This window comes from uncultured Dialister sp. (assembly GCF_937959425.1).
Classification (GTDB): Bacteria; Bacillota; Negativicutes; order Veillonellales; family Dialisteraceae; genus Dialister.
In genome coordinates this window covers 1-19,625 of the sequence record NZ_CALGPS010000014.1, presented here as the reverse complement: position 1 = coordinate 19,625, position 19,625 = coordinate 1, and the positions used below count along the sequence as shown (strand labels likewise).

Here is a 19,625-nt window from a genome sequence, read left to right as displayed (position 1 = left end):
ACTCTGCCCTATTTTATAAGGAGCTTTCTTATGGAAAAAATAGAGAATCCTGCCCAGTATGAAGCCATTCATTCCGAGGGACCCACCCTGGTCATTGCAGGCCCCGGTACCGGGAAGACCTATACCATTATCGAGAGAGTCCTTTATCTCATCCGTGACCGGAAGGTGAAGCCGGAGCAGATCATGATTGTCACCTACACGGTGAAAGCGTCCAAGGAGCTCATGACCCGCCTCACCAATGAGCTGTCCCGACAGGGCATTGAAATCAATCTTCATGAAATGTACATCGGCACCTTTCACCACATCTGCCGCCGCCTCCTGAAGGAGTTTCGGGAATATACAAGGCTGGAGAGGAATTTCATCGAGACAGATCAGTTTGAACAGCAGTACATGGTGTATGAGAATCTGAAAGAATTTGAAAAGATTCCCAACTTCCGTCTGGTGGTTCCCCTTTCCTACATCAATAAGGCGGGGGAGGAAATTCTTTTCTCTCCCTGGCGGCGGTGCCGTACCATCTGCCAGTATGTGAACCGCCTTTCCGAGGAGCTCATGAATCCGGCGGACATGACCGTGAGCAGCGATGAAAAGACCAGGGTTTTAGGCTGGATGATGATACGGTATGAAAAGCTGGCGCAGAAGAAGAACTTCCTGGATTTCACCAAGCTGCAGACCGAAGCCTATTACATCCTTTCGGAAAAGGAAAATGTCCGGCGCCGGGTGCTGGAAAAAATCCGCTACATTCTGGTGGATGAATACCAGGATACCAACTATATCCAGGAGCAGCTGGTGCAGCTTCTGGGCGGCAGGAACAGGAATGTTTTCGTAGTAGGGGATGATGACCAGAGCATTTACCGCTTCCGCGGCGCCACGGTGGCCAATATCCTTCAGTTCAAGCGCCATTTCGGCAGTGACTGCCGGGTGATTACGCTCCGTACAAACTATCGTTCCAACCAGGGCATTGTGTCCTTCTGCATGCGCTGGATGGCCCAGCCGGACTGGTTTTCCTGGGAAAGGATGGGGCAGCTCTACCGCTACCGGAAAGGCATGGTGGAAGCAGCCGGAGGCAGGGAAAAGGTGCCATCGGTGGTAAGGATTACAGCGTCAGCCAATGAGCGCCGCTTTGAAGAAAGGGTGTGCGATTTCATCGAAGGGCTCATGAAGAAGGGCTGCATCACCGACTACAACCAGGTGGCGCTTCTTTTTGATTCTGTAAAAGGGGACACCTCCATCCGTCTCCAGTATGCCCTGGATCAGAGGCATATTGCGGTGTATGCGCCCCGTTCCGGCCATTTCTTCGACAGGAAGGAAGTGGGCTGGTTCTTCGGCTGCCTGCTTTTCCTTTTCTCCGCTATCCGTAGAAAACTGGGCCAAAGCAGGGAAATGGATGAAACGGAAGGGATTCGCGGGAAATATTCTCTTTTCCTTTCCATGGCGGAGGTGATGATGGAAAAGCATGGGGACTTGAAGCAGTGGGTTCGTCAGATGAAAAGGAAAATAGAAAGGGAAAAGAAGCTGCCTCAAAATCTGCTGCCCCTGACCTATGAAATCCTCTCCTTTGCCCCCTTTTCGCAGTGGATAGACGACGCGGCAGAAAGGGAATGCAATGAAGCCAGAAATCTGGCCGCCATTACCCGCCTCATCAGCCGTTTCGACTGCTTTATTGAGGAGAACCACGGCTACGGCAAGGAAACGCTGGATGATGTGTATACCTTCTTTGCCACCTACCTCAGGCTGTGGTATGAAAACGGAGTGGGGGAATATGAAGATGAAGAAGCCTATGCGCCCTCCGGACAGGTTTCCTTCCTGAATATCCACCAGTCCAAGGGACTGGAATATCCGGTGGTCATCGTGGCGTCTCTCCACGAAAAGCCCCGGGGCGAAGACAGCCTTATTTCCCGGGTAGTGGAAAAAATGACAGGCAGGTCCTCCTATGAGCCCTACCGGGATATACGGGATTTTGATTTCCGCAGGAAATACTACACCGCCTTTTCCCGGGCGGAAACGGTACTGGCCCTGGCCTGCCATGTGCAGAAGGGGAAGTCTCCGGCGGAGGTATTCAAAAAGCCCCTGGAAAGTCTTCCGGAGTATGACAGTGGGGAAATCGATTTCACGAAGCTCCACTTCCGGCCCATTGAAAAGGGCCGCTTCAAGCCCCGCATATCCTTCACCTCCCAGGCGGCTCTTTACGAAGAATGTCCCATGAAGTATAAACTGAATCGGGTGTACCGCTTTGCGCCGGTGCGGGGCCTTGCCCTTCTATACGGCCCCCTGGTCCATGAAACCATAGAAGACATCCACCGCACCGTGCTGGGCGGACATGAGGAAAGACTGACGCCGGCCAATGTATATGCCTGGCTCATGGCGGACTACCAGGCCCTTTCCAAGGCGGAAAATACCTGGCTTTCCAAAAAGGAGCTGGAACGGGCCTTCCAGGAAGTACTGGGATATGTGTCCTATCGGCAGGAAGACTGGTCCATGATCCGGGAAGCGGAGTATCCGCTGGAACTGGTAAAGGACGATTATATCATGAACGGCACCATCGACCTTCTCCAAAGCGGGGGAGGAAAGGTGGACATTATCGATTTCAAAACCGGCCGCAGGCCCGATAAAAAGGGTGATCTTTTCCGGAAATACGAAAGCCAGCTCCGCATTTATGCCTACCTGGTGGAGAAGAAGCTGCAGGCACCGGTGGGCCGGCTTCTCCTTTACTTCACCGGTGAAACAGAAAATCCTTTGGAAGAGGTAAGCGGAAGCAGAAAGCAGGTGGAGGAGCGGATGAAGGAATTTGACCGCACCGCCCGCCGCATTCTGGCTGAGGATTTCAACCACAGGAAGAAAAAGGTGAACGGGAAGCTTCCGGAGAGCTGCCACCTCTGTGAGTGGAGGGCCTACTGCGAAAGAAGAAAGGATGAAATCTGACAAATAAAAAATCCCGCCGGAAAGCGGGATTTTTTTTGACCGGATTATTCCATAGTGGATTCCATGGCACTGTTGCATTCTCTTTCGGCATTCTTTGCAAAGACAGTCTTCTTCAGGAAGAGGGCAAGGCAGATGGCGCCGAACAGGATGCCTGCAGGATAGGTAATGGAGGGATCCATCTGGAGTCCTTCCTTGGCCTGCAGAATGTAGGTAAAGGTAACCACGGACATGAAGGTGGCAGGAATGCAGGCCATGAGCCATGCATAGCGGTTAGCGCACTGATGATAGAGATATACGGCGCCGGTCCAGAGGACGATCATAGCCAGTGTCTGGTTGGTCCAGGAGAAATAACGCCATACGATGTTGAAATCGATCTGGGAGAGAAGGCCGCCTACAGCCAGCAGGGGAACTGCGAAAGCCAGACGTTTAGCAGTCTTCTGCTGGTCGATGTGGAACCAGTCGGAAAGGGTGAGACGGGCAGCACGGAATGCAGTGTCGCCGGAGGTAATGGGGCAAGCAATGACGCCCAGCATGGCAAGGACTGCACCGATGCCGGTACCCATGTAGCCAACGCAGATATCGTATACTGCGCCGCCGGGGCCGCCTGCTTTCAGTACAGCCTGCAGTCCGCCGGTGCCGTCGAAGAAGGTAACGCCGGCTGCAGCCCAGATGAGGCAGATAATGCCTTCAGCCACCATGGCGCCGTAGAATACGGGACGGCCGAGCCGTTCATCCTTCAGGCAGCGGGCCATGATAGGAGACTGGGTGGAATGGAAGCCGGAAATAGCGCCGCAGGCAACGGTGATGAACATCAGAGGCCAGATAGGCAGCTGGTGTTCGCCGGGGTACAGGTTGGCAAGAACCATTTCAGGCATTACATGACCGCCTACACCCATAAGCATGCCGCCGGCAATGCCGAGGGCCATGATAATGAGGCAGATGCCGAAAATGGGGTAGAAACGGGCAATGATCTTGTCCACCGGAAGAAGAGTAGCCAGGAAATAGTAGAAGAGAACGATAAGGAGCCAGGGAAGTACCTGCCAGCCGGTGAGCTTGGAAAGAAGCATGGCCGGGCCGGTCATGAATACGGTTCCTACCAGCACCAGAAGGATGACGGAGAAGAAACGCATAATGGTGAGCATGGTGTGGCCCATATGGCAGCCTACGATTTCGGAAATACTGTGGCCGTCTTCCCTGATGGACATCATGCCGGAGAGATAGTCATGAACGCCGCCGGCAAAAATGGTGCCCAGCACAATCCAGAGATATACGGAGGGGCCCCAGAGAGCACCGCCCAGAGCGCCGAAGATGGGGCCCAGGCCTGCAATGTTCAGGAGCTGGATGAGGAAAACCTTCCAGGTGGGAAGGGGTATGTAGTCTACGCCGTCATCATGTATGAGAGCCGGCGTTTTTCTGTCAGTAGGTCCGAAAAGCTTATCCACAATAGCGCCGTAAATAAAATAACCGGCTATGAGGGCAGCCAGGGCAAGTAGGAAAGTAGTCAAGGGTATGCCTCCTTAAATTCAGTAAAAATAGATGGTTATGCGAAACATTTCATGGTTGGATTACGATATCCGTTGAAGCCTGAACGAATGCAGCAAGCTCAGCTGTCCTGTGGAATCCATCTCCTCTCTTTAAGTATCATGATTATTTGTAATAAGCCATCTTCATAATGAGGAAAACTTATATACAATGACATTCGCTTCTGCTTCATTGCTTTGTACGCATAACAGAATACAACGGAAGAAGGATTTCGTCAATAGAGGAAATAGGATATACTTTTGCGCAAATTGAGGTAAATAAGCGTATCTTAAACTTCTCTATAACATGAAAAGATACAAATTTAAAGCGCCATAACATAAAAGCATGAAACCATAGAATAAATGCAGGCCAAAAAACCTGTAATTATGGAGATTTATGGCATTAGCAGGGCAGTATGGGGAGAGAGAATACACTTATTTTGATATAAATGGAGAAGCAATAGCGATATAGAATAAATATATAGCGAAAAGGTATGCCGGATTTGGAAAATATGCCGATATCACATTATGGCTTGCATTCCATGGGAGTCCTGTGTATAATAGGGAACATAATAAAACAGAAGGCAAAAGGGCCTGCGTACATAAGTATGCAGGCCCTTTCTATTTTGGAGGTGCAGGTTTATGTCTTAGGATGGCAGAGAATCGTAAAGGAAAGTAAACAGAGAAGCCCGGGAAACTGCTCTGCATAATTTCATAAAAATGGGTGATGGTGCTGCTATGGGAATTTCATGGATTTCCGGCGGCTTTTTTAGTGTAAGAAAGGAACTTTTTACTATGATGAAATATACACTCTCTGCTTTGCCGGCAGCCTGTCTTCTTCCGGAAATGGCTATGGCGGCGGACGAAGGAAGTAAATTGAACGGGGCGGATATGGCCTACATGGCCATTGCCACCCTGCTGGTGCTGATTATGACGCCGGCGCTGGCCTTTTTCTACGGCGGTCTGGTACGCCGTAAAAATACGATCAATACCATTATGATGTCCATGGTCTGCCTGGCCATTTTCACGGTGCAGTGGTTCGTCTACGGCTATTCTCTTTCCTTCGGCCCCGATGTGGGAGGAATCATCGGAAATCTGGACTGGGCCTTCTTCCATGGCGTAGGTATGGCGGCCAATCCGGACTATTCAGAAACCATTCCCCATATTCTCTTTGCCATGTTCCAGATGGCCTTTGCCATCCTTACGCCTGCCATTGTCAGCGGCGGCATTGTGGAGCGCACCCGTTTCCCGGCATACTGTATTTTCATCCTTCTCTGGGGCACCCTGGTATATGATCCCATGTGCCATATGGTATGGGGCGTTGGCGGCTTTATCCGCGACATGGGAGCCCTTGACTTTGCCGGCGGCACGGTCATTCATGTGACCTCCGGCTTCTCCGCCCTTACGGCAGCTATTCTTATCGGCAGGCGGAAGGGCTATGGACTCCTTTCCCTTCGTCCACACAATATTCCCTATGTGTGCCTTGGCGGAAGTTTCCTGTGGCTGGGCTGGTTCGGTTTCAACTCCGGCGCAGGCCTTGCGGCCAACGATGTCATGGCCCAGGCCCTGGCCAATACGGGAATTGCCTCCTGCACCGCCGGTCTGGTTTGGATTCTGATTGAAGAAATCATCCACAGGAAGATGACTGCCCTGGGGCTCATGACAGGCATCCTTACAGGACTTGTGGGCATTACTCCGGGTGCCGGATTCGTAGACGGCAATGCAGCCTTCTTCATCGGCCTTACTACGCCGATGATCTGCTATTTCTTCGTTTCCTTCGTGAAAATCAAATGCGGCTACGATGATTCCCTGGATGCCTTCGGCTGCCATGGCATGGGCGGTGTATGGGGAGCACTCATGACCGGCGTGTTCTGTACCAAAGCCATCAATGACGCAGGTGCCGACGGTCTTCTTTACGGCAATCCCGCCCAGATGATTCCCCAGGTGACAGGCATCGTTACCGGTATGATTGTGGCTGTGGTGATGACCACACTGATTATCAAAGGACTGGGCTGCTTCATGAAAGTCCGGGCCTCTGCTTCTGAAGAAGCCCAGGGCCTTGATCTCATCGACCATGGTGAAAGAGCGTATAATAAATTGTAAGAGGTGAAACCTATGGACACAGAAAAAAAGATTTACAAGGTGGATGCGGTAATCCGGCCGGAAAAGCTGGAGGAACTGAAGGACAAGCTGTACGAAATCGGCGTTACCGGTATTACGGTAACTGAGGTCTACGGCTGCGGCCTTACCCACGGACAGGAGGAAATTTACAGGGGCAACGTGCTTTCGGTAAATCTGCTTCCTAAAATCAAAATAGAAATCGTTATTTATGAAACGCCGCTTGATAAACTGATCCAAACCATTCGCGATACCTGCAACACCGGCCATGTGGGAGACGGGAAAATCTTTGTTTCCGAACTTACCACTGCCGTCAAAATCCGTACCGGAGAAAGCGGCGGTGCAGCCATTATTGATGATAAGGCATAAATGAGCAATCCAAGGGACTGGGAGAAATGTTAATCATTTCTTCACAGTCCTTTTTCATGGTCCCCTTAGGTAATGGCATATAAACTTTAAAACAGATGGTAATGAATATCTCTGCCCGTTTATTTTCTGCAGACTTTTTCTACACTATGATGTTGTTTACATTTTTTCCGATTTAGAATAGAATAAAAATATAATAAGGAAGGCTTATTTTTGAGAAGAGATGATACCTGGTGAGACTGATGCTGATTCGGCTTTTGGCCCTGCTTTTTCTGCTGACAGGATGCCTTTTCCCTGCTTCCTACAGCAGAGCGGAAATTCCTCCGGAAAAGGTGGTGCGCCTTGGCTACTCCATACCGGATCGGTTCCTGAATCATCCTGACGAAGTGACCAAGTCCGGCTATACCTATGATTATCTGCAGATGATTGCCAATTACAACCGCTGGCGCTATGAGTATGTGTACGGTTCCTGGTCGGATCTGCTGAAGAAGCTGGAAACAGGAGATATTGACATGATGGCCAATGTTTCCTATACGCCGGAAAGAGGAGAAGTATACAGGTTCAGCGATTTCCCTCTCCGTATTGAAACCTATTATATTTTTGTGCCGGCGGACAAATCATCCCTCTATCCTTCCCTGGAATCTCTAGCGGGGAAAAGGATAGGCGCAGGAGCCAATACCACCATTGCCCAAAGGCTCCGTAACTTTGATAAGGAACACCATCTGGGACTTGAGGTGGTAGAGTATCCAAGCTTTGATTCCCGGGTTGCCGCCATGCATAGGGGAGAGGTAGACGGCATTGCGGAATTTACCTCCCGGGAGGAGATTGGCGATAACCTGAGTCCCGTGGCTTTTGTGGGAAGTGGCAATTCCTTTATTGCGGTGACCCCGGGAAGGGAAGATGTGCTTCAGGATGTGAACCGTGCACTGGCTAAAATCCATGTATATACGCCTTCTTTCCAGGCAGACCTTCGGCAGAAATATTTCCAGCACGACATGGATGCAGCCATGCTGACGCCGGAATACCGAATCTGGTTCAAGGCCCATGGCCCTATCCGCATCGGATACATGGCCCGCATGGTTCCCTTTATCTGGACCGGGCCGGACGGGAAGGCCAAAGGTACATTCCGAGACCTTCTGGATTATGGATTCCATGCTTTTCAGCTCACCAATGAAATTATCTATGTCCCATATACCTCCCACGACACTCTCCATGAAGACTTGAAGGCTGGCAGGATTGACGCGGCCATGCCTGTGTATGATACGCCGTCGGAGGCGGAAAAGGACGGACTTCTGCAGACGCCGGATGTGGTTTCCGTCAAAATGTATAAAGTGGGCAGGAAGGAAGAGCTGATTTCCGAAAATACCGTATTTGCAGTGGCGGACAGTTTTCCTGCAGAAGAAAAATATGTGAAGGATTTCTATCCCCATAACAAAATCATCCATTATGCTACGCCGGAAGAAGTATTTGATGCACTGCGCCGCGATGAGGCCGATGCGGGTATTGTGAATCCCTACCTGATTTCCATTTATCTCACCAATGATAAAAGTCTGAGGGAACAGGAACTCCCGCACCGGGAGGATCTGACCATGGCGGTGAACCGGGAGCGGTATCCTCTTTACATGGTACTGAGCCGTATGCATACTCTGTGGGGAACCAGTCATATCAATGAATCCCTCCTGAAGCATGCGGACGAGGAGTACAAGCCTGATTTCATGGGCTATGTGAAAATGAATTACGGCAAGGTCATCGGGGTCATCTTTGTGAGTACCCTGGTACTGACCCTCCTTGTTTCCATGATTATCTTCCGTGGAAAGCAGAAAAGGGAGGCTGACGTTCTGGCAAGGGTGGATCTCCTTACCGGCCTCCCCAACCGGCGGGCCTATGAGGAAAAGGTGCATGAAATCGAGAAAAATCCGCCGCCCTGCCTGGTGACAGTGGTACTGGATATTAATGGACTCAAAGAAGCCAATGATACCAGGGGCCATGAAGCGGGGGACGAACTGATCCGGGCTGTGGGCCGGTGTTTCCGCAGAACCTGCAGGAAAGATGCATACAAAGGCTATACCTGCCTGGGATACCGGGTGGGAGGCGATGAATTTGTAGGGCTTTTGTATATGAACAGCAGTGTATACAGCCTGCTGGAAAAGGATTTCCGGGAAGAAACGAAAAAGTGGAAGGAAAAAAAGAACAGCTTCCTTGCTGTGTCCCTGGGCCATGCGAGCCGGGAAGAATTTCCTGGTGCCTCTGTCTTTGAGTTGATCCGAAGGGCGGATAACCGCATGTATGATGACAAGGCCCGCTATTATCAGGAAAGGGGAATAGACCGCAGGAGAAGATAAATTCCCTGATTTTTCAATTAAAAGACCGATACCTCATGACAGGTATCGGTCTTTTGTTCATTATGCATTGCCGGGGATTTATTCCTTTTCCAGCAGGTCTCTTAAGTACTGCCGGAACTGGGGACCCAGATCCGGACGGCGGAGGGCAAACTCTACGGTGGCTTTCAGGTAGCCCAGTTTGTTTCCTGTGTCATACCGCTTGCCGGTGAAATTATAGGCATATACACTGCCGTTGTGGGCCATGACGCGGAGGGCGTCGGTGAGCTGGATTTCTCCGCCCTTGCCGGGCTTTGTCTGTTCCAGCACGTCGAATACTTCAGGAGTAATGACATAGCGTCCCAGAGCGGCAAAACGGCTGGGCGCTTCTTCCACAGAAGGCTTTTCAATCATATCCTTAACCTTGAGAAGGTTCGGGTCATCGGTTTTCACACCGTCCACGATGCCGTAGGAGGAAACCTGTTCCGGTTTTACGACCTGGCAGCCGATGACGGTGCCGCCGGTTTTTTCGTACTGGTCCATAAGCTGGCGGAGGGCCGGTTCTCCGTTGGCATTGTATACCACATCGTCCCCCAGAATGACGCCGAAGGGTTCGCCGTCAATGAAATCTTTGGCGCAGAGGATGGCATCCCCCAGGCCTCTCATGTACTGCTGGCGGGTGTAGTGGATTTTGACGGAAGCCACCTTCCGTACTTCACGAAGAAGATCCATCTTTCCCGATTCATAAAGGTGCTGCTCCAGCTCCGGAGAAGAATCGAAATGATCCTCAATGGCCCGTTTGGCATGGCCGGAAATGATAAGGATCTGGTCAATGCCGCTGGCTTTGATTTCTTCTACAATGTACTGAATGGTAGGCTTATCGACGATAGGAAGCATTTCCTTGGGCATGGCCTTCGTTTCCGGAAGGAAACGGGTGCCGAAGCCTGCTGCCGGAATGACAGCTTTTCTGATTTTCTGCATATGTATCTCCTTTGTCTGTTATGTATGTTTTGAAAAGGTTTTAGGGAAGCGCCGATTAAGTCACTGTCTGCTTTTATTCTTGAATTTTTATGCAATGCGAGGAATGGAACGACGCGAATAGCCAGCTATTTAAGGAGTCCCATGACAAAGCAGTGCATACAAATTCTTATGAAAGCAGACTCTATGAATGAATCAGTGCTTCCCTAGATTGACAGGCTTTTCGGGCCCGATGGTTCTTAAGGTTGACGCGCTTGTGGCGCGAGGGTTGTTGTCCCACCGCCTGCAGAAGCAGGCGGGCAGCCGTGACTTTATAATCATCGCCCGCCGGGCGATACCACAACCCTCAGCGGCGGAGCCGCTGTCAAACTTTAGAACCTTAAGAACCTTCGGCCCGTCAGGGCCGTCAACCTCAGCGCCAAAGGCGCTGTCATTTATATCCGTAGGGATGCTCTTTATGCCATTTCCATGCGGAGGCAATGATTTCTTCGGTGTTGGAATGAACAGGGTGCCATCCCAGCGTTTCCCTGCATTTTTTGGAAGAGGCGATGAGAACCGCAGGGTCTCCGGCGCGGCGGGCTTCTTCCGTCACTTTGAAATCAATGCCGGTCACTTTTTTCGCCGTTTCAATGATTTCCCGTACGCTGAATCCCTTTTCGCTGCCCAGATTGAAATAGGTGCTGTTTCCGCCGTCCATGAGGTATTTCATGGCCAGTACATGGGCATCGGCCAGGTCAAGGACATGGATGTAGTCCCGGATGCAGGTGCCATCGGGGGTGGGGTAGTCGGTGCCGTAAATGGCGATGTGGTCCCGTACGCCCTGGGCGGTTTTCAGAATCAGGGGAATCAGGTGGGATTCCGGATTGTGATCTTCACCGATCGAGCCGTCAAGGGCGGCGCCGGCGGCGTTGAAGTAGCGGAGGGCCACATAGTGAAGGCCGTAGGCGCTGGTGAAATCGTGCATCATGTTTTCAATCACCAGCTTGGTGCGGCCGTATACATTGGTGGGGTTGTGGGGGAAATCTTCCTCAATCGGCGTCTTTTCCGGTTCGCCGTAAACGGCGGCGGTGGAGGAGAAGACGATCTTATCTACCCCTGCCTTCTTCATGCCCAGAAGAAGATTGAGGGTGCCTTCCACATTATTGATGTAGTACTTGGCAGGATCCACCATGGATTCGCCTACCAGGGAGTAGGCGGCAAAGTGAATCACCCCTTTAATATCATATTCCTTCAGCGTATCTGCCACGAAATCAATGTCGTGGATATCGCCTTTAATCAAAGGAACGTTTTCCGGTACCGATTCTGCATGGCCGGTGGCCAGGTTATCAAAAACAACGGGCCTGAAATCACCGGATGACAGAAGGGTTCGTACGGTATGAGATCCGATGTATCCGGCGCCGCCGGTAACTAAAATATTCATGGCTAGCCTCCTGTATTGTGAATTAATATAAGTATATCATAAAGGGACGATAGAAGTTAGACGATAGATGGTAGATAGTAGAAAGAAGAGAGCGGCAGGTGATTTTATCAGTGGGCCTGCTGTAAATATGATAAAATGGATAAAACCGGTGATGGTGAAGAACGGAGGAAGAAAATGAAAAAGGTCATTTTTGATGTGGATGGAGTACTCCTGTCGGAGGAGCGGTATTTTGATGTGTCTGCCCTTACGGTGTGGGAAATTTTATACAGCAAGGATTATATGGGTCTTCCCCTGGAAGGCGAGGATTTTGATGCCCGTCATGTAACCGAGGGGCAGATTGCTTCCTGCCGCAGCCGGGTGTGGGGGAATGACAGCCTGCTGGCCTTCCTGAAGGCCCGGGGCATCAATTCCAACTGGGACATGGTGCACTGCTGGCTCATTACGGCGCTGTGGATTATGGCGAAAACTTATGAAAAGCGTTCCGGCGGGGAGAAGGTGTCCCTTGCTTTTGAAAAACCTTCGGATATGAAGGAAGCAGGCCTTCTTCTCATGGGACTTCCTGTTCCGAAAGCAGAAGAGATACTGCAGAAATGGGAAGAAAGTCTTCCGGAAGGGCTGGAAGGGGAAGATGTGATTACCCATCTGGCCCATGGGATGGCTTCTGATTTCGGCAGCAGCATGGACTGGGCACTGCTCCGTTCTCCCTTCTGGACCATCCATACGGAAGCTTTCCAGGCCTGGTATCTGGGGGATGACACCTTTATTTCCCTTCTCCATCACGTGCCCTACAGCGGCGGGAAAGAGGGATTCCTTTCAAGGGAAGTGCCTCTGGCACCGGCGGAAGCTATCCGCTCCCTTTTCATCCGTCTTAAGGAAAGGGGCTTTGATATTGCCGTGGCCACCGGCAGGGCCCGGGAGGAAATGGAAATTCCCTTTAAGATTTTCCACTGGTATGAAGAATTCGATCCCCTTTACCTGGCGACTGCCTCCGATGCAGTGGAAGCTTCGGAAATGTTCCACTGCCCTGTGCCCGATAAACCGCAGCCTTTCATTTTCAGCTGTGCTGTTTACGGGAGAAAAAAAGAAAATTATGAAGCCTATCTGAAGGAAGCCATGAAGCCTCTTCCCGATGACGAAATCTATGTGTGCGGCGATTCCTACTCCGATGTGCTGGGAAGCCGGCGGGCGGGAACGAGGTTCATCGGTATTCTCACCGGACTGGAAGGCAAAGGGGCAGCGCCTATGTTTGAAAGAGAAAAGGTGCCCTTTGTGGACCGGATTACGGACATTGAGAAAGTGATTTTGGGCAGATAATCCTATCTGCGCCGGCGAATTTTTATTATATCTCTGCAGGCCGTCTTTTTGCAGTCTGTCGGAAGTCATGGTAAAATATTCATGAGTTCTGCCGCTTTTTCAGGCAGACTGAAGGAGGCATGTATGGCTGGCTTTTTTCCCCATGTGTACGGCCAGGGAAAAGTAAAGAAAGAACTGAAAAGGCTGTATGATGAAAACAGGCTTCCTCATACCATGATTTTTTATGGAGATGAGGGCCTTGGAAAAACAACCGCTGCCTTCGATCTGGCCGGTCTTCTGACAGGCATGGAGGACAAACTGTTCAGGGAGCTCTTGGAACTTTCGGAAGAGGATAAGAAAAAGATGGCTGTGATTACCCTGGCCGATGACCAGGTATGGTATCTCCGGCCCCTGGGCATGGAACTTAAAATCGAGCAGTTTCGTACATTCCTGGAGGCCATGGCGTCCTTTGACGAGAAACCTCATGTGTGCATTATCGATGAAGCCCAGACCATGATGGATCCGGTGGCCAATGCCCTTTTAAAGACACTGGAGGAGCCGGAAGGGAATATCCATTTCATCCTTATTACCCACGATCTGGATGCCCTGCTTCCCACCATTATTTCACGGGGAGAGAGGTTCGGATTCCTGCCTCTGGCGGCAGAGGACTACTTTTCCTTCATCCGGTCCAGAAAGGACATTCATTACCCGAAGGGCATGGATGAGAAAATCCTTTTCCAGCTGTCTGAAGGAAACCCGGGGATTACTCTGGAAGTGTGCGACGAGGAAGGAAATGCCCAGCCGGACAGTGCCATGGAATTCTGGGAAACGGTGACGGAAAGCAGTATGCCCTTTGCCTCTTTGAGCGGCGTGCAGTTCAAGGAACGGAAGGATTTCCTGAAAATGCTTCGATGGATTCTTCTGGTAGGCAGGGATATCCTGATTCTTTCGGAAACAGGAAACCGAGAGGCCCTGCGCTGCGTTTCCGTGGCGGAAAGAGAAAGCAGGCTTGCTCCCTCTTGGAAAGGATGGAAGGGGGAAGAGGCCCTGCTGGCGCTGAAAATGGCGGAAACAGCGGTGGCCAGATATATCAATACGAAGAATATTTGGGATATGATTCTTATTACATTTGAACATATACAGAAAGGCGAAAAGGAATGGATCAGGTAATTGGTGTCCGTTTTAAGCCGGCAGGTAAAATTTATTATTTTGACTCCAATCATTTGGACATCCATCTGGATGACGGAGTGATTGTAGAAACATCCCGGGGGCTGGAATACGGCAATGTGGTGATTATGCCGAAAAATCCGGTGATTGATGAGGATGCACCTTTAAAACCGGCTATCCGTAAGGCTACCATGAAGGACATGGCCCAGCTGGAGCGGAATAAGGAAAGAGAAAAATCGGCTTTTGACATCTGTCTGAAGAAAATTGAAAAATTCAAAGTACCTATGAAGCTTCTCCGGGCGGAATATACCTTTGATAGAAATAAAATCGTCTTCTTCTTCACCTCCGACGGCAGGGTGGATTTCCGGGAGCTGGTCAAGGAGCTGGCCTCTGTTTTCCATACCCGCATAGAGCTGAGGCAGGTGGGGGTAAGAGACGAAGCAAAACAGGTTTCCGGCATCGGCTCCTGCGGCAGGCCCCTCTGCTGCGCTACCTTCCTGGGAGATTTTGCGCCGGTATCCATCAAAATGGCAAAGAACCAGGGCCTGTCCCTGAATCCGACCAAGATTTCCGGCGTCTGCGGCAGGCTTATGTGCTGCCTTCGCTATGAAAATGATCAGTACGAAGGGGAAAACAGCAAGAGGAAAAGATGCTGCATGTCCCAGAACCGGGGCCCCAGGTTCCGGGTGGGCATGAAGGTCATTACCGATGAGGGCAGCGGACAGGTGCTCTATGTAAACAGCCAGAAACATACGGTAAAGATACAGCTGGAAGGGCAGAAGACGAAAATTCTGCCCTGGGATGCTGTGGAGCAGGAAGAAAATGACTGATTGGAAATTGAAGGAAGGGGAAAGGCTGGACGATCTGGTGCGGGATGGCATGAAGCTCATCCAGCGGCCGGACCAGTTCTGCTTTTCCATTGATTCGGTGCTGCTGGCCCATTACCCTGCCATCAAAGCAAAGGACAAAATCTGCGACCTGGGCACCGGCACCGGTGTGATTGCCCTCCTCATGTCCGCCTTGGGAGGAAGAGACATTACGGCCCTGGAAGTGAATCCTGTCATGGCGGACCTGGCTGCCAGAAATGTGAAGGGCAACGGGAAAGAATCGGTGATTCATGTAGTTCCCTGCGATTACCGGAAGGTGAATGCATATTTCCCCTCCGGCTCTTTTTCTCTTGTGGTGGTCAATCCGCCCTACAGGGAAGTGGGCAGCGGGAAAATGAGCGAGAACCAGGGCGTAGCCGGCGCCAGCTATGAACTTCATGCCACATTGGAAGAAGTATTCAAAACAAGCCGCTACCTTTTGAAATACGGCGGGCGGCTGGCCATGGTACATAGGGCTGACCGCACGGCGGACCTCATTGCTTTGGGACGAAAATACGGCATGGAACCCAAAAGGATGCGATTTATTTACGCAAGAAAGGGCCACAATGCGGTGCGGGTGCTCCTGGAATGGAAATACGGGGGACATGCGGAAATGGCAGTGGAACCGCCCCTCCTTATTCATAACAGCGACGGAAGCTATACAAAGGAAATTCTTGACATATACGGGAAGGAGAATCCATGAACGAAGTCAAACCGGGTACCCTTTACCTGGTACCTACCCCTATCGGAAATCTGGCGGACATTACGGAAAGAGCGGTGGAAGTGCTGAAGGAGGCAGATATCATTGCCTGTGAAGATACCCGCCATACCCGCATCCTGCTGGATCATCTGGGCATTGCAGGCCATGTGGTGTCCTACCATGAACATAATAAAAAGGAAGCAGGGCCCAAAATCATTTCTTATCTGCAGGAAGGAAAATCGGTGGCCCAGGTAAGCGATGCAGGCATGCCTGTGATTTCCGATCCCGGTGCCGATCTGGTACGGCTTGCCATTGAAGCCGCTGTTCCTGTGGTGCCCCTTCCCGGGCCCAATGCAGCCCTTACGGCGCTTATTGCCTCCGGCCTGGATGCCCGGCAGTTTGCTTTTATCGGCTTCCTTCCCAAAATCACGGCGAAACGGAAAAAACTGCTTCAGGATATGAGTCATATGCCGGTGACCCTGATTTTCTACGAAGCGCCTCATCGCATTAAAGAAACCATGGATACCCTCATTAAATTTCTGGGAGACAGGAAAGCAGTCACTGCCAGAGAGCTCACCAAGAAATTTGAAACCTTTGAAAGAGGCACTCTTTCTTCCCTGCGTTCACACATGGACGAAGAAGATCCCCGGGGCGAATATGTAATCCTGGTGGAAGGGTGGAATGAAGCCATGGAAGAGGAAACAGGCGAAGAAACTACATGGCAGGAAGAAGCATTGAAACTGGCAGAAACACTTCCCCTGAAGGAAGCAGCCCGTCAGGCGGCAGGAAAGTATAACCTGTCCCGGCGGGAAGTGTACCAGTTCCTCCTAAAGAAATAAAGAAATCAGCCTATTTGTATATCCTTTTATATAGAGTTATAATAATAACATTGCAGACAAGAAGAAATGGACTTTCTTTTTACCAATACAATGCAGGAGGCCTTTTTTATGAGTGAAAAACCAGCGTACTATATTACCACGCCTATTTATTATCCCAGCGCCAAGCTCCATATCGGACATACTTACTGTACGTCCATTGCAGACTGCATGGCCCGTTTCAAAAGACTGGACGGCTATGATGTCTTCTTCCTTACCGGCAGCGATGAACACGGACAGAAGATCGAGCAGAAGGCAGAAGAAGCAGGCGTCACACCGATTCAGTATGTGGACGGCATTGTGGCCCTTTTCAAGCAGCTCTGGAAGGAACTGAATATTTCCAACGATGATTTCATCCGGACTACGGAAGAAAGACATAAGAAAGTGGTACAGATGCTTTTCCAGCGGGCCTATGACAAGGGAGATATCTACCTTGGCAAGTATGAAGGCTGGTACTGCATTCCTGACGAAACCTTCTGGCCGGAGAACAAGCTTACCCCGGACCATATCTGCCCGGACTGCGGCCGTCCTCTGCAGCGGGTAAGTGAGGATGCCTATTTCTTTAAAATGTCCAAGTATGCGGATCAGTGGATGAAATATATTGAAGAACACCCCGATTTCATCCAGCCTGAATCCCGCAGAAATGAAATGATCCAGTTCGTCAAGAGCGGACTGGAGGATCTCTGTGTGTCCCGTACCAGCTTCAGCTGGGGCATTCCCGTTCCCTTTGACCCCAAGCATGTGGTGTATGTATGGTTTGACGCCCTGGTGAACTACCTCACTGCCGCCGGCATTGTGGACAACCCTGAAAAATTCAAGAAATTCTGGCCGGCTGATGTTCATCTGGTAGGGAAGGAAATCGTCCGTTTCCATACCATTATCTGGCCCATCATGCTCATGAGCCTTGGCATCGAACTGCCGAAGAAGGTTTATGGACATGGCTGGCTCATTGTGGACGGCGAAAAGATGTCCAAGTCCAAGGGCAATGTGATTGACCCCATTCCGCTGCTTCGCGAATTCGGCTCCGATGCCATCCGTTACTATCTCCTGAATGATATCCAGCTGGGACAGGACGGCAATTTCAGCCGTGACCGCCTCATCACCCGTATTAATTCCGACCTGTCCAACGACCTGGGCAACCTGCTCTACAGAACCCTGTCCATGGTGAATAAATACAATGGCGGCGTCCTTCATAAGGGCGATGCGTCCTCCGACCCGGTCATTGCCAAGGCTTCTAAAGAAGTGGAAGAACATGGAGCGGAGACACTGGCTGCTTTCAGAAAGGGCATGGACAACTGGAAGATTAATGATGCCATCAAATCAGTGTGGACCTATATCCGCTCCCTGAACAAGTACATCGACGTGACCATGCCCTGGTCACTGGGAAAGGATCCGGCTAAGAAAGATCTGCTGGATGCAGTGCTGTACCATCTCTGTGAAGGTCTTCGCTTCGTATCTCTTCTCTCTGAACCGGTGATTCCGATTGCCGCTGAGAAGATCTGGAACCAGCTGGGCCTTGCCGATTTCAAGGATGCCTGCTACAAGGACCTGGTATGGGGCGGCATTCCTGACGGCACCATGACCCATAAAGGCGACCCCATTTTCCCGCGTATTGAAATCGAAGAGGAAGAAGCGCCGAAGGTGGAAAAGAAGGAACAGAAGGCAAAGAAGGAAGTCAAAGAAGAGAAGGAAGATTCCATTTCCATTGATGATTTCTTCAAGACCGACCTTCGGGTAGCAGAAATCCTGACGGCAGAAAAGGTAAAGAAATCCAAAAAGCTCATTAAGATGACCGTGAGCCTTGGAGACGGCGATGAAAGAACGGTGGTAAGCGGCATTTCCGAATACTACCAGCCGGAAGACCTGATCGGCAAACATGTGATTTTTGTTTCCAACCTGAAGCCCGCCAAGCTCATGGGTATTGAATCCCAGGGCATGATTCTGGCAGCGTCCAAGGATGGAGAACTGAAGGTTCCCTTCGTGGATATGCCTGCCGGCAGCAAGGTTAAATAATGAAACCCTTCGACACCCATGCCCACCTCTATGACAAAGCCTTTGACAGGGACCGGGAGGAAGTCATGGCCCGCACCTTAAAGGCTCTGGACTATGTGGTGATTCCTTCGGAAAACTATGAAACCAGCCTGAAGGCAGTTCATCTGGCAGAAAGCTATGCACCGGTCTTTGCGGCCGTGGGCATTCATCCCCACGAAACAAAGAATGGCACAGAAGAAATCCTGCAGAAAATCGGAGACCTGGCAAGCTCCTCCAAGGTGAAGGCCATCGGAGAAATCGGGCTTGACTATCATTTCTTCTATTCCGATAAGGACACCCAGAAGGTTTGGTTTGGAAGACAGATAGAACTGGCCAAAGACCTGGACCTGCCCTTCCTTATCCATGACAGGGAAGCCCACGGAGATACGCTTGCCATTCTGAAAGAGCACAAAAGCAGCCATATGAGAGGCATTATGCACTGCTTCTCCGGCAGCTTTGAAATGGCAAAGGAACTGATAAAACTGGGTTTCTATATTTCCTTTGCAGGTCCCCTTGTTTTTCCAAACAGCCGCCGTCTGAAAGAAGCGGCCAGGAACATTCCTCTGGAGTATCTTCTTATTGAAACGGACAGCCCCTATCTGACGCCTCCTCCCAACAGGGGAAAGCGGAACGAGCCGGCCAATGTCATTTATGTGGCAGAAGAAATTGCCAGGCTGAAGGGGCTTACGGTGGAAAAAGTCATAGAAGAAACAGGAAAAAATGGTATGCATGTGTATGGGATAAAAGAATAGGAAAAACCGACGGCTTTGTCCGTCGGTTTTTTGTTTCCTGTGGGTATGGACAGCAGCAGTGCCAAGCCGGATAGGAAACTTTTGGCAAACAGTTTCCTGTCGGTAAGAAATGCCATAGCGTCATGTCGGATAGGAAACTATAGGCGAATAGTTTCCTGTTGGTAAGAAACACCGTAGCGTCAAACCGAATAGGAAACTATAGGCGAATAGTTTCCTGTCGGTAAGAAATGCTGTAGCGTCAAGCCGAATAGGAAACTATAGGCGAATAGTTTCCTGTTGGTAAGAAACACCGTAGCGTCAAA

Annotated in this window: 14 protein-coding genes; 11 read left to right on the top strand and 3 right to left on the bottom strand. The window is 50.7% G+C overall.

Annotated features, from left to right (window positions below):
* Positions 1-30: 30 nt before the first annotated feature.
* Positions 31-2,919: a UvrD-helicase domain-containing protein gene (locus Q0482_RS00630; protein WP_299142124.1), complete on the top strand. Its 2,889-nt coding sequence runs from the start codon at positions 31-33 to the stop codon at positions 2,917-2,919.
* A gap of 44 nt (positions 2,920-2,963) precedes the next feature.
* Here the strand turns inward: Q0482_RS00630 and Q0482_RS00625 are convergent, their stop codons facing one another.
* Entirely contained in the window at positions 2,964-4,424 is a 1,461-nt protein-coding gene (locus tag Q0482_RS00625) for a carbon starvation CstA family protein (RefSeq protein WP_299142121.1), read from the bottom strand.
* Positions 4,425-5,234: 810 nt separating this feature from the next.
* Here Q0482_RS00625 and Q0482_RS00620 point away from each other — a divergent pair.
* From Q0482_RS00620 to Q0482_RS00610, 3 genes are all read left to right on the top strand, one after another.
* Positions 5,235-6,542, top strand: a complete 1,308-nt coding sequence (locus Q0482_RS00620) for an ammonium transporter (RefSeq protein ID WP_299142119.1) — start codon at positions 5,235-5,237, stop codon at positions 6,540-6,542.
* A 12-nt stretch (positions 6,543-6,554) separates the two neighbouring features.
* Positions 6,555-6,926, top strand: coding sequence for a P-II family nitrogen regulator (locus Q0482_RS00615; RefSeq protein ID WP_299142116.1), 372 nt, complete (start codon positions 6,555-6,557; stop codon positions 6,924-6,926).
* Positions 6,927-7,165: 239 nt separating this feature from the next.
* Positions 7,166-9,265, top strand: a complete 2,100-nt coding sequence (locus Q0482_RS00610) for a GGDEF domain-containing protein (protein WP_299142114.1) — start codon at positions 7,166-7,168, stop codon at positions 9,263-9,265.
* A gap of 78 nt (positions 9,266-9,343) precedes the next feature.
* Here Q0482_RS00610 and galU read toward each other — a convergent pair whose 3' ends face one another.
* Positions 9,344-10,222, bottom strand: coding sequence for a UTP--glucose-1-phosphate uridylyltransferase GalU (gene galU, locus Q0482_RS00605; protein ID WP_299142111.1), 879 nt, complete (start codon positions 10,220-10,222; stop codon positions 9,344-9,346).
* A gap of 427 nt (positions 10,223-10,649) precedes the next feature.
* The gene (galE, locus tag Q0482_RS00600; RefSeq protein ID WP_299142109.1) at positions 10,650-11,639 is read right to left on the bottom strand and encodes a UDP-glucose 4-epimerase GalE; all 990 of its coding nucleotides are present in this window, start codon (positions 11,637-11,639) and stop codon (positions 10,650-10,652) included.
* A 174-nt stretch (positions 11,640-11,813) separates the two neighbouring features.
* Between galE and Q0482_RS00595 the strand changes: the two genes are divergently transcribed.
* The 7 genes from Q0482_RS00595 to Q0482_RS00565 all read left to right on the top strand — a co-directional run bounded on the left by Q0482_RS00595 (position 11,814) and on the right by Q0482_RS00565 (position 19,323).
* Positions 11,814-12,953: an HAD hydrolase-like protein gene (locus Q0482_RS00595; protein ID WP_299142107.1), complete on the top strand. Its 1,140-nt coding sequence runs from the start codon at positions 11,814-11,816 to the stop codon at positions 12,951-12,953.
* A gap of 123 nt (positions 12,954-13,076) precedes the next feature.
* A complete protein-coding gene (locus Q0482_RS00590) occupies positions 13,077-14,102 on the top strand; it encodes an AAA family ATPase (protein ID WP_299142104.1) in 1,026 nt (341 codons plus the stop codon).
* Positions 14,090-14,929: a stage 0 sporulation family protein gene (locus tag Q0482_RS00585; RefSeq protein WP_299142102.1), complete on the top strand. Its 840-nt coding sequence runs from the start codon at positions 14,090-14,092 to the stop codon at positions 14,927-14,929. The genes Q0482_RS00590 and Q0482_RS00585 overlap by 13 nt, the downstream gene beginning before the upstream one ends.
* Positions 14,922-15,668: a methyltransferase gene (locus Q0482_RS00580; protein WP_296982128.1), complete on the top strand. Its 747-nt coding sequence runs from the start codon at positions 14,922-14,924 to the stop codon at positions 15,666-15,668. Before Q0482_RS00585 ends, Q0482_RS00580 begins: the two co-directional genes overlap by 8 nt.
* Positions 15,665-16,504 (top strand): 16S rRNA (cytidine(1402)-2'-O)-methyltransferase, encoded by an 840-nt coding sequence (rsmI, locus tag Q0482_RS00575; RefSeq protein ID WP_299142098.1) that lies wholly within the window; start codon positions 15,665-15,667, stop codon positions 16,502-16,504. The genes Q0482_RS00580 and rsmI overlap by 4 nt, the downstream gene beginning before the upstream one ends.
* A gap of 108 nt (positions 16,505-16,612) precedes the next feature.
* Positions 16,613-18,553, top strand: coding sequence for a methionine--tRNA ligase (gene metG, locus Q0482_RS00570; protein WP_299142095.1), 1,941 nt, complete (start codon positions 16,613-16,615; stop codon positions 18,551-18,553).
* Complete coding sequence (locus Q0482_RS00565) at positions 18,553-19,323, top strand: TatD family hydrolase (RefSeq protein ID WP_299142093.1); 771 nt, start codon at positions 18,553-18,555, stop codon at positions 19,321-19,323. The genes metG and Q0482_RS00565 overlap by 1 nt, the downstream gene beginning before the upstream one ends.
* Positions 19,324-19,625 lie beyond the last annotated feature (302 nt).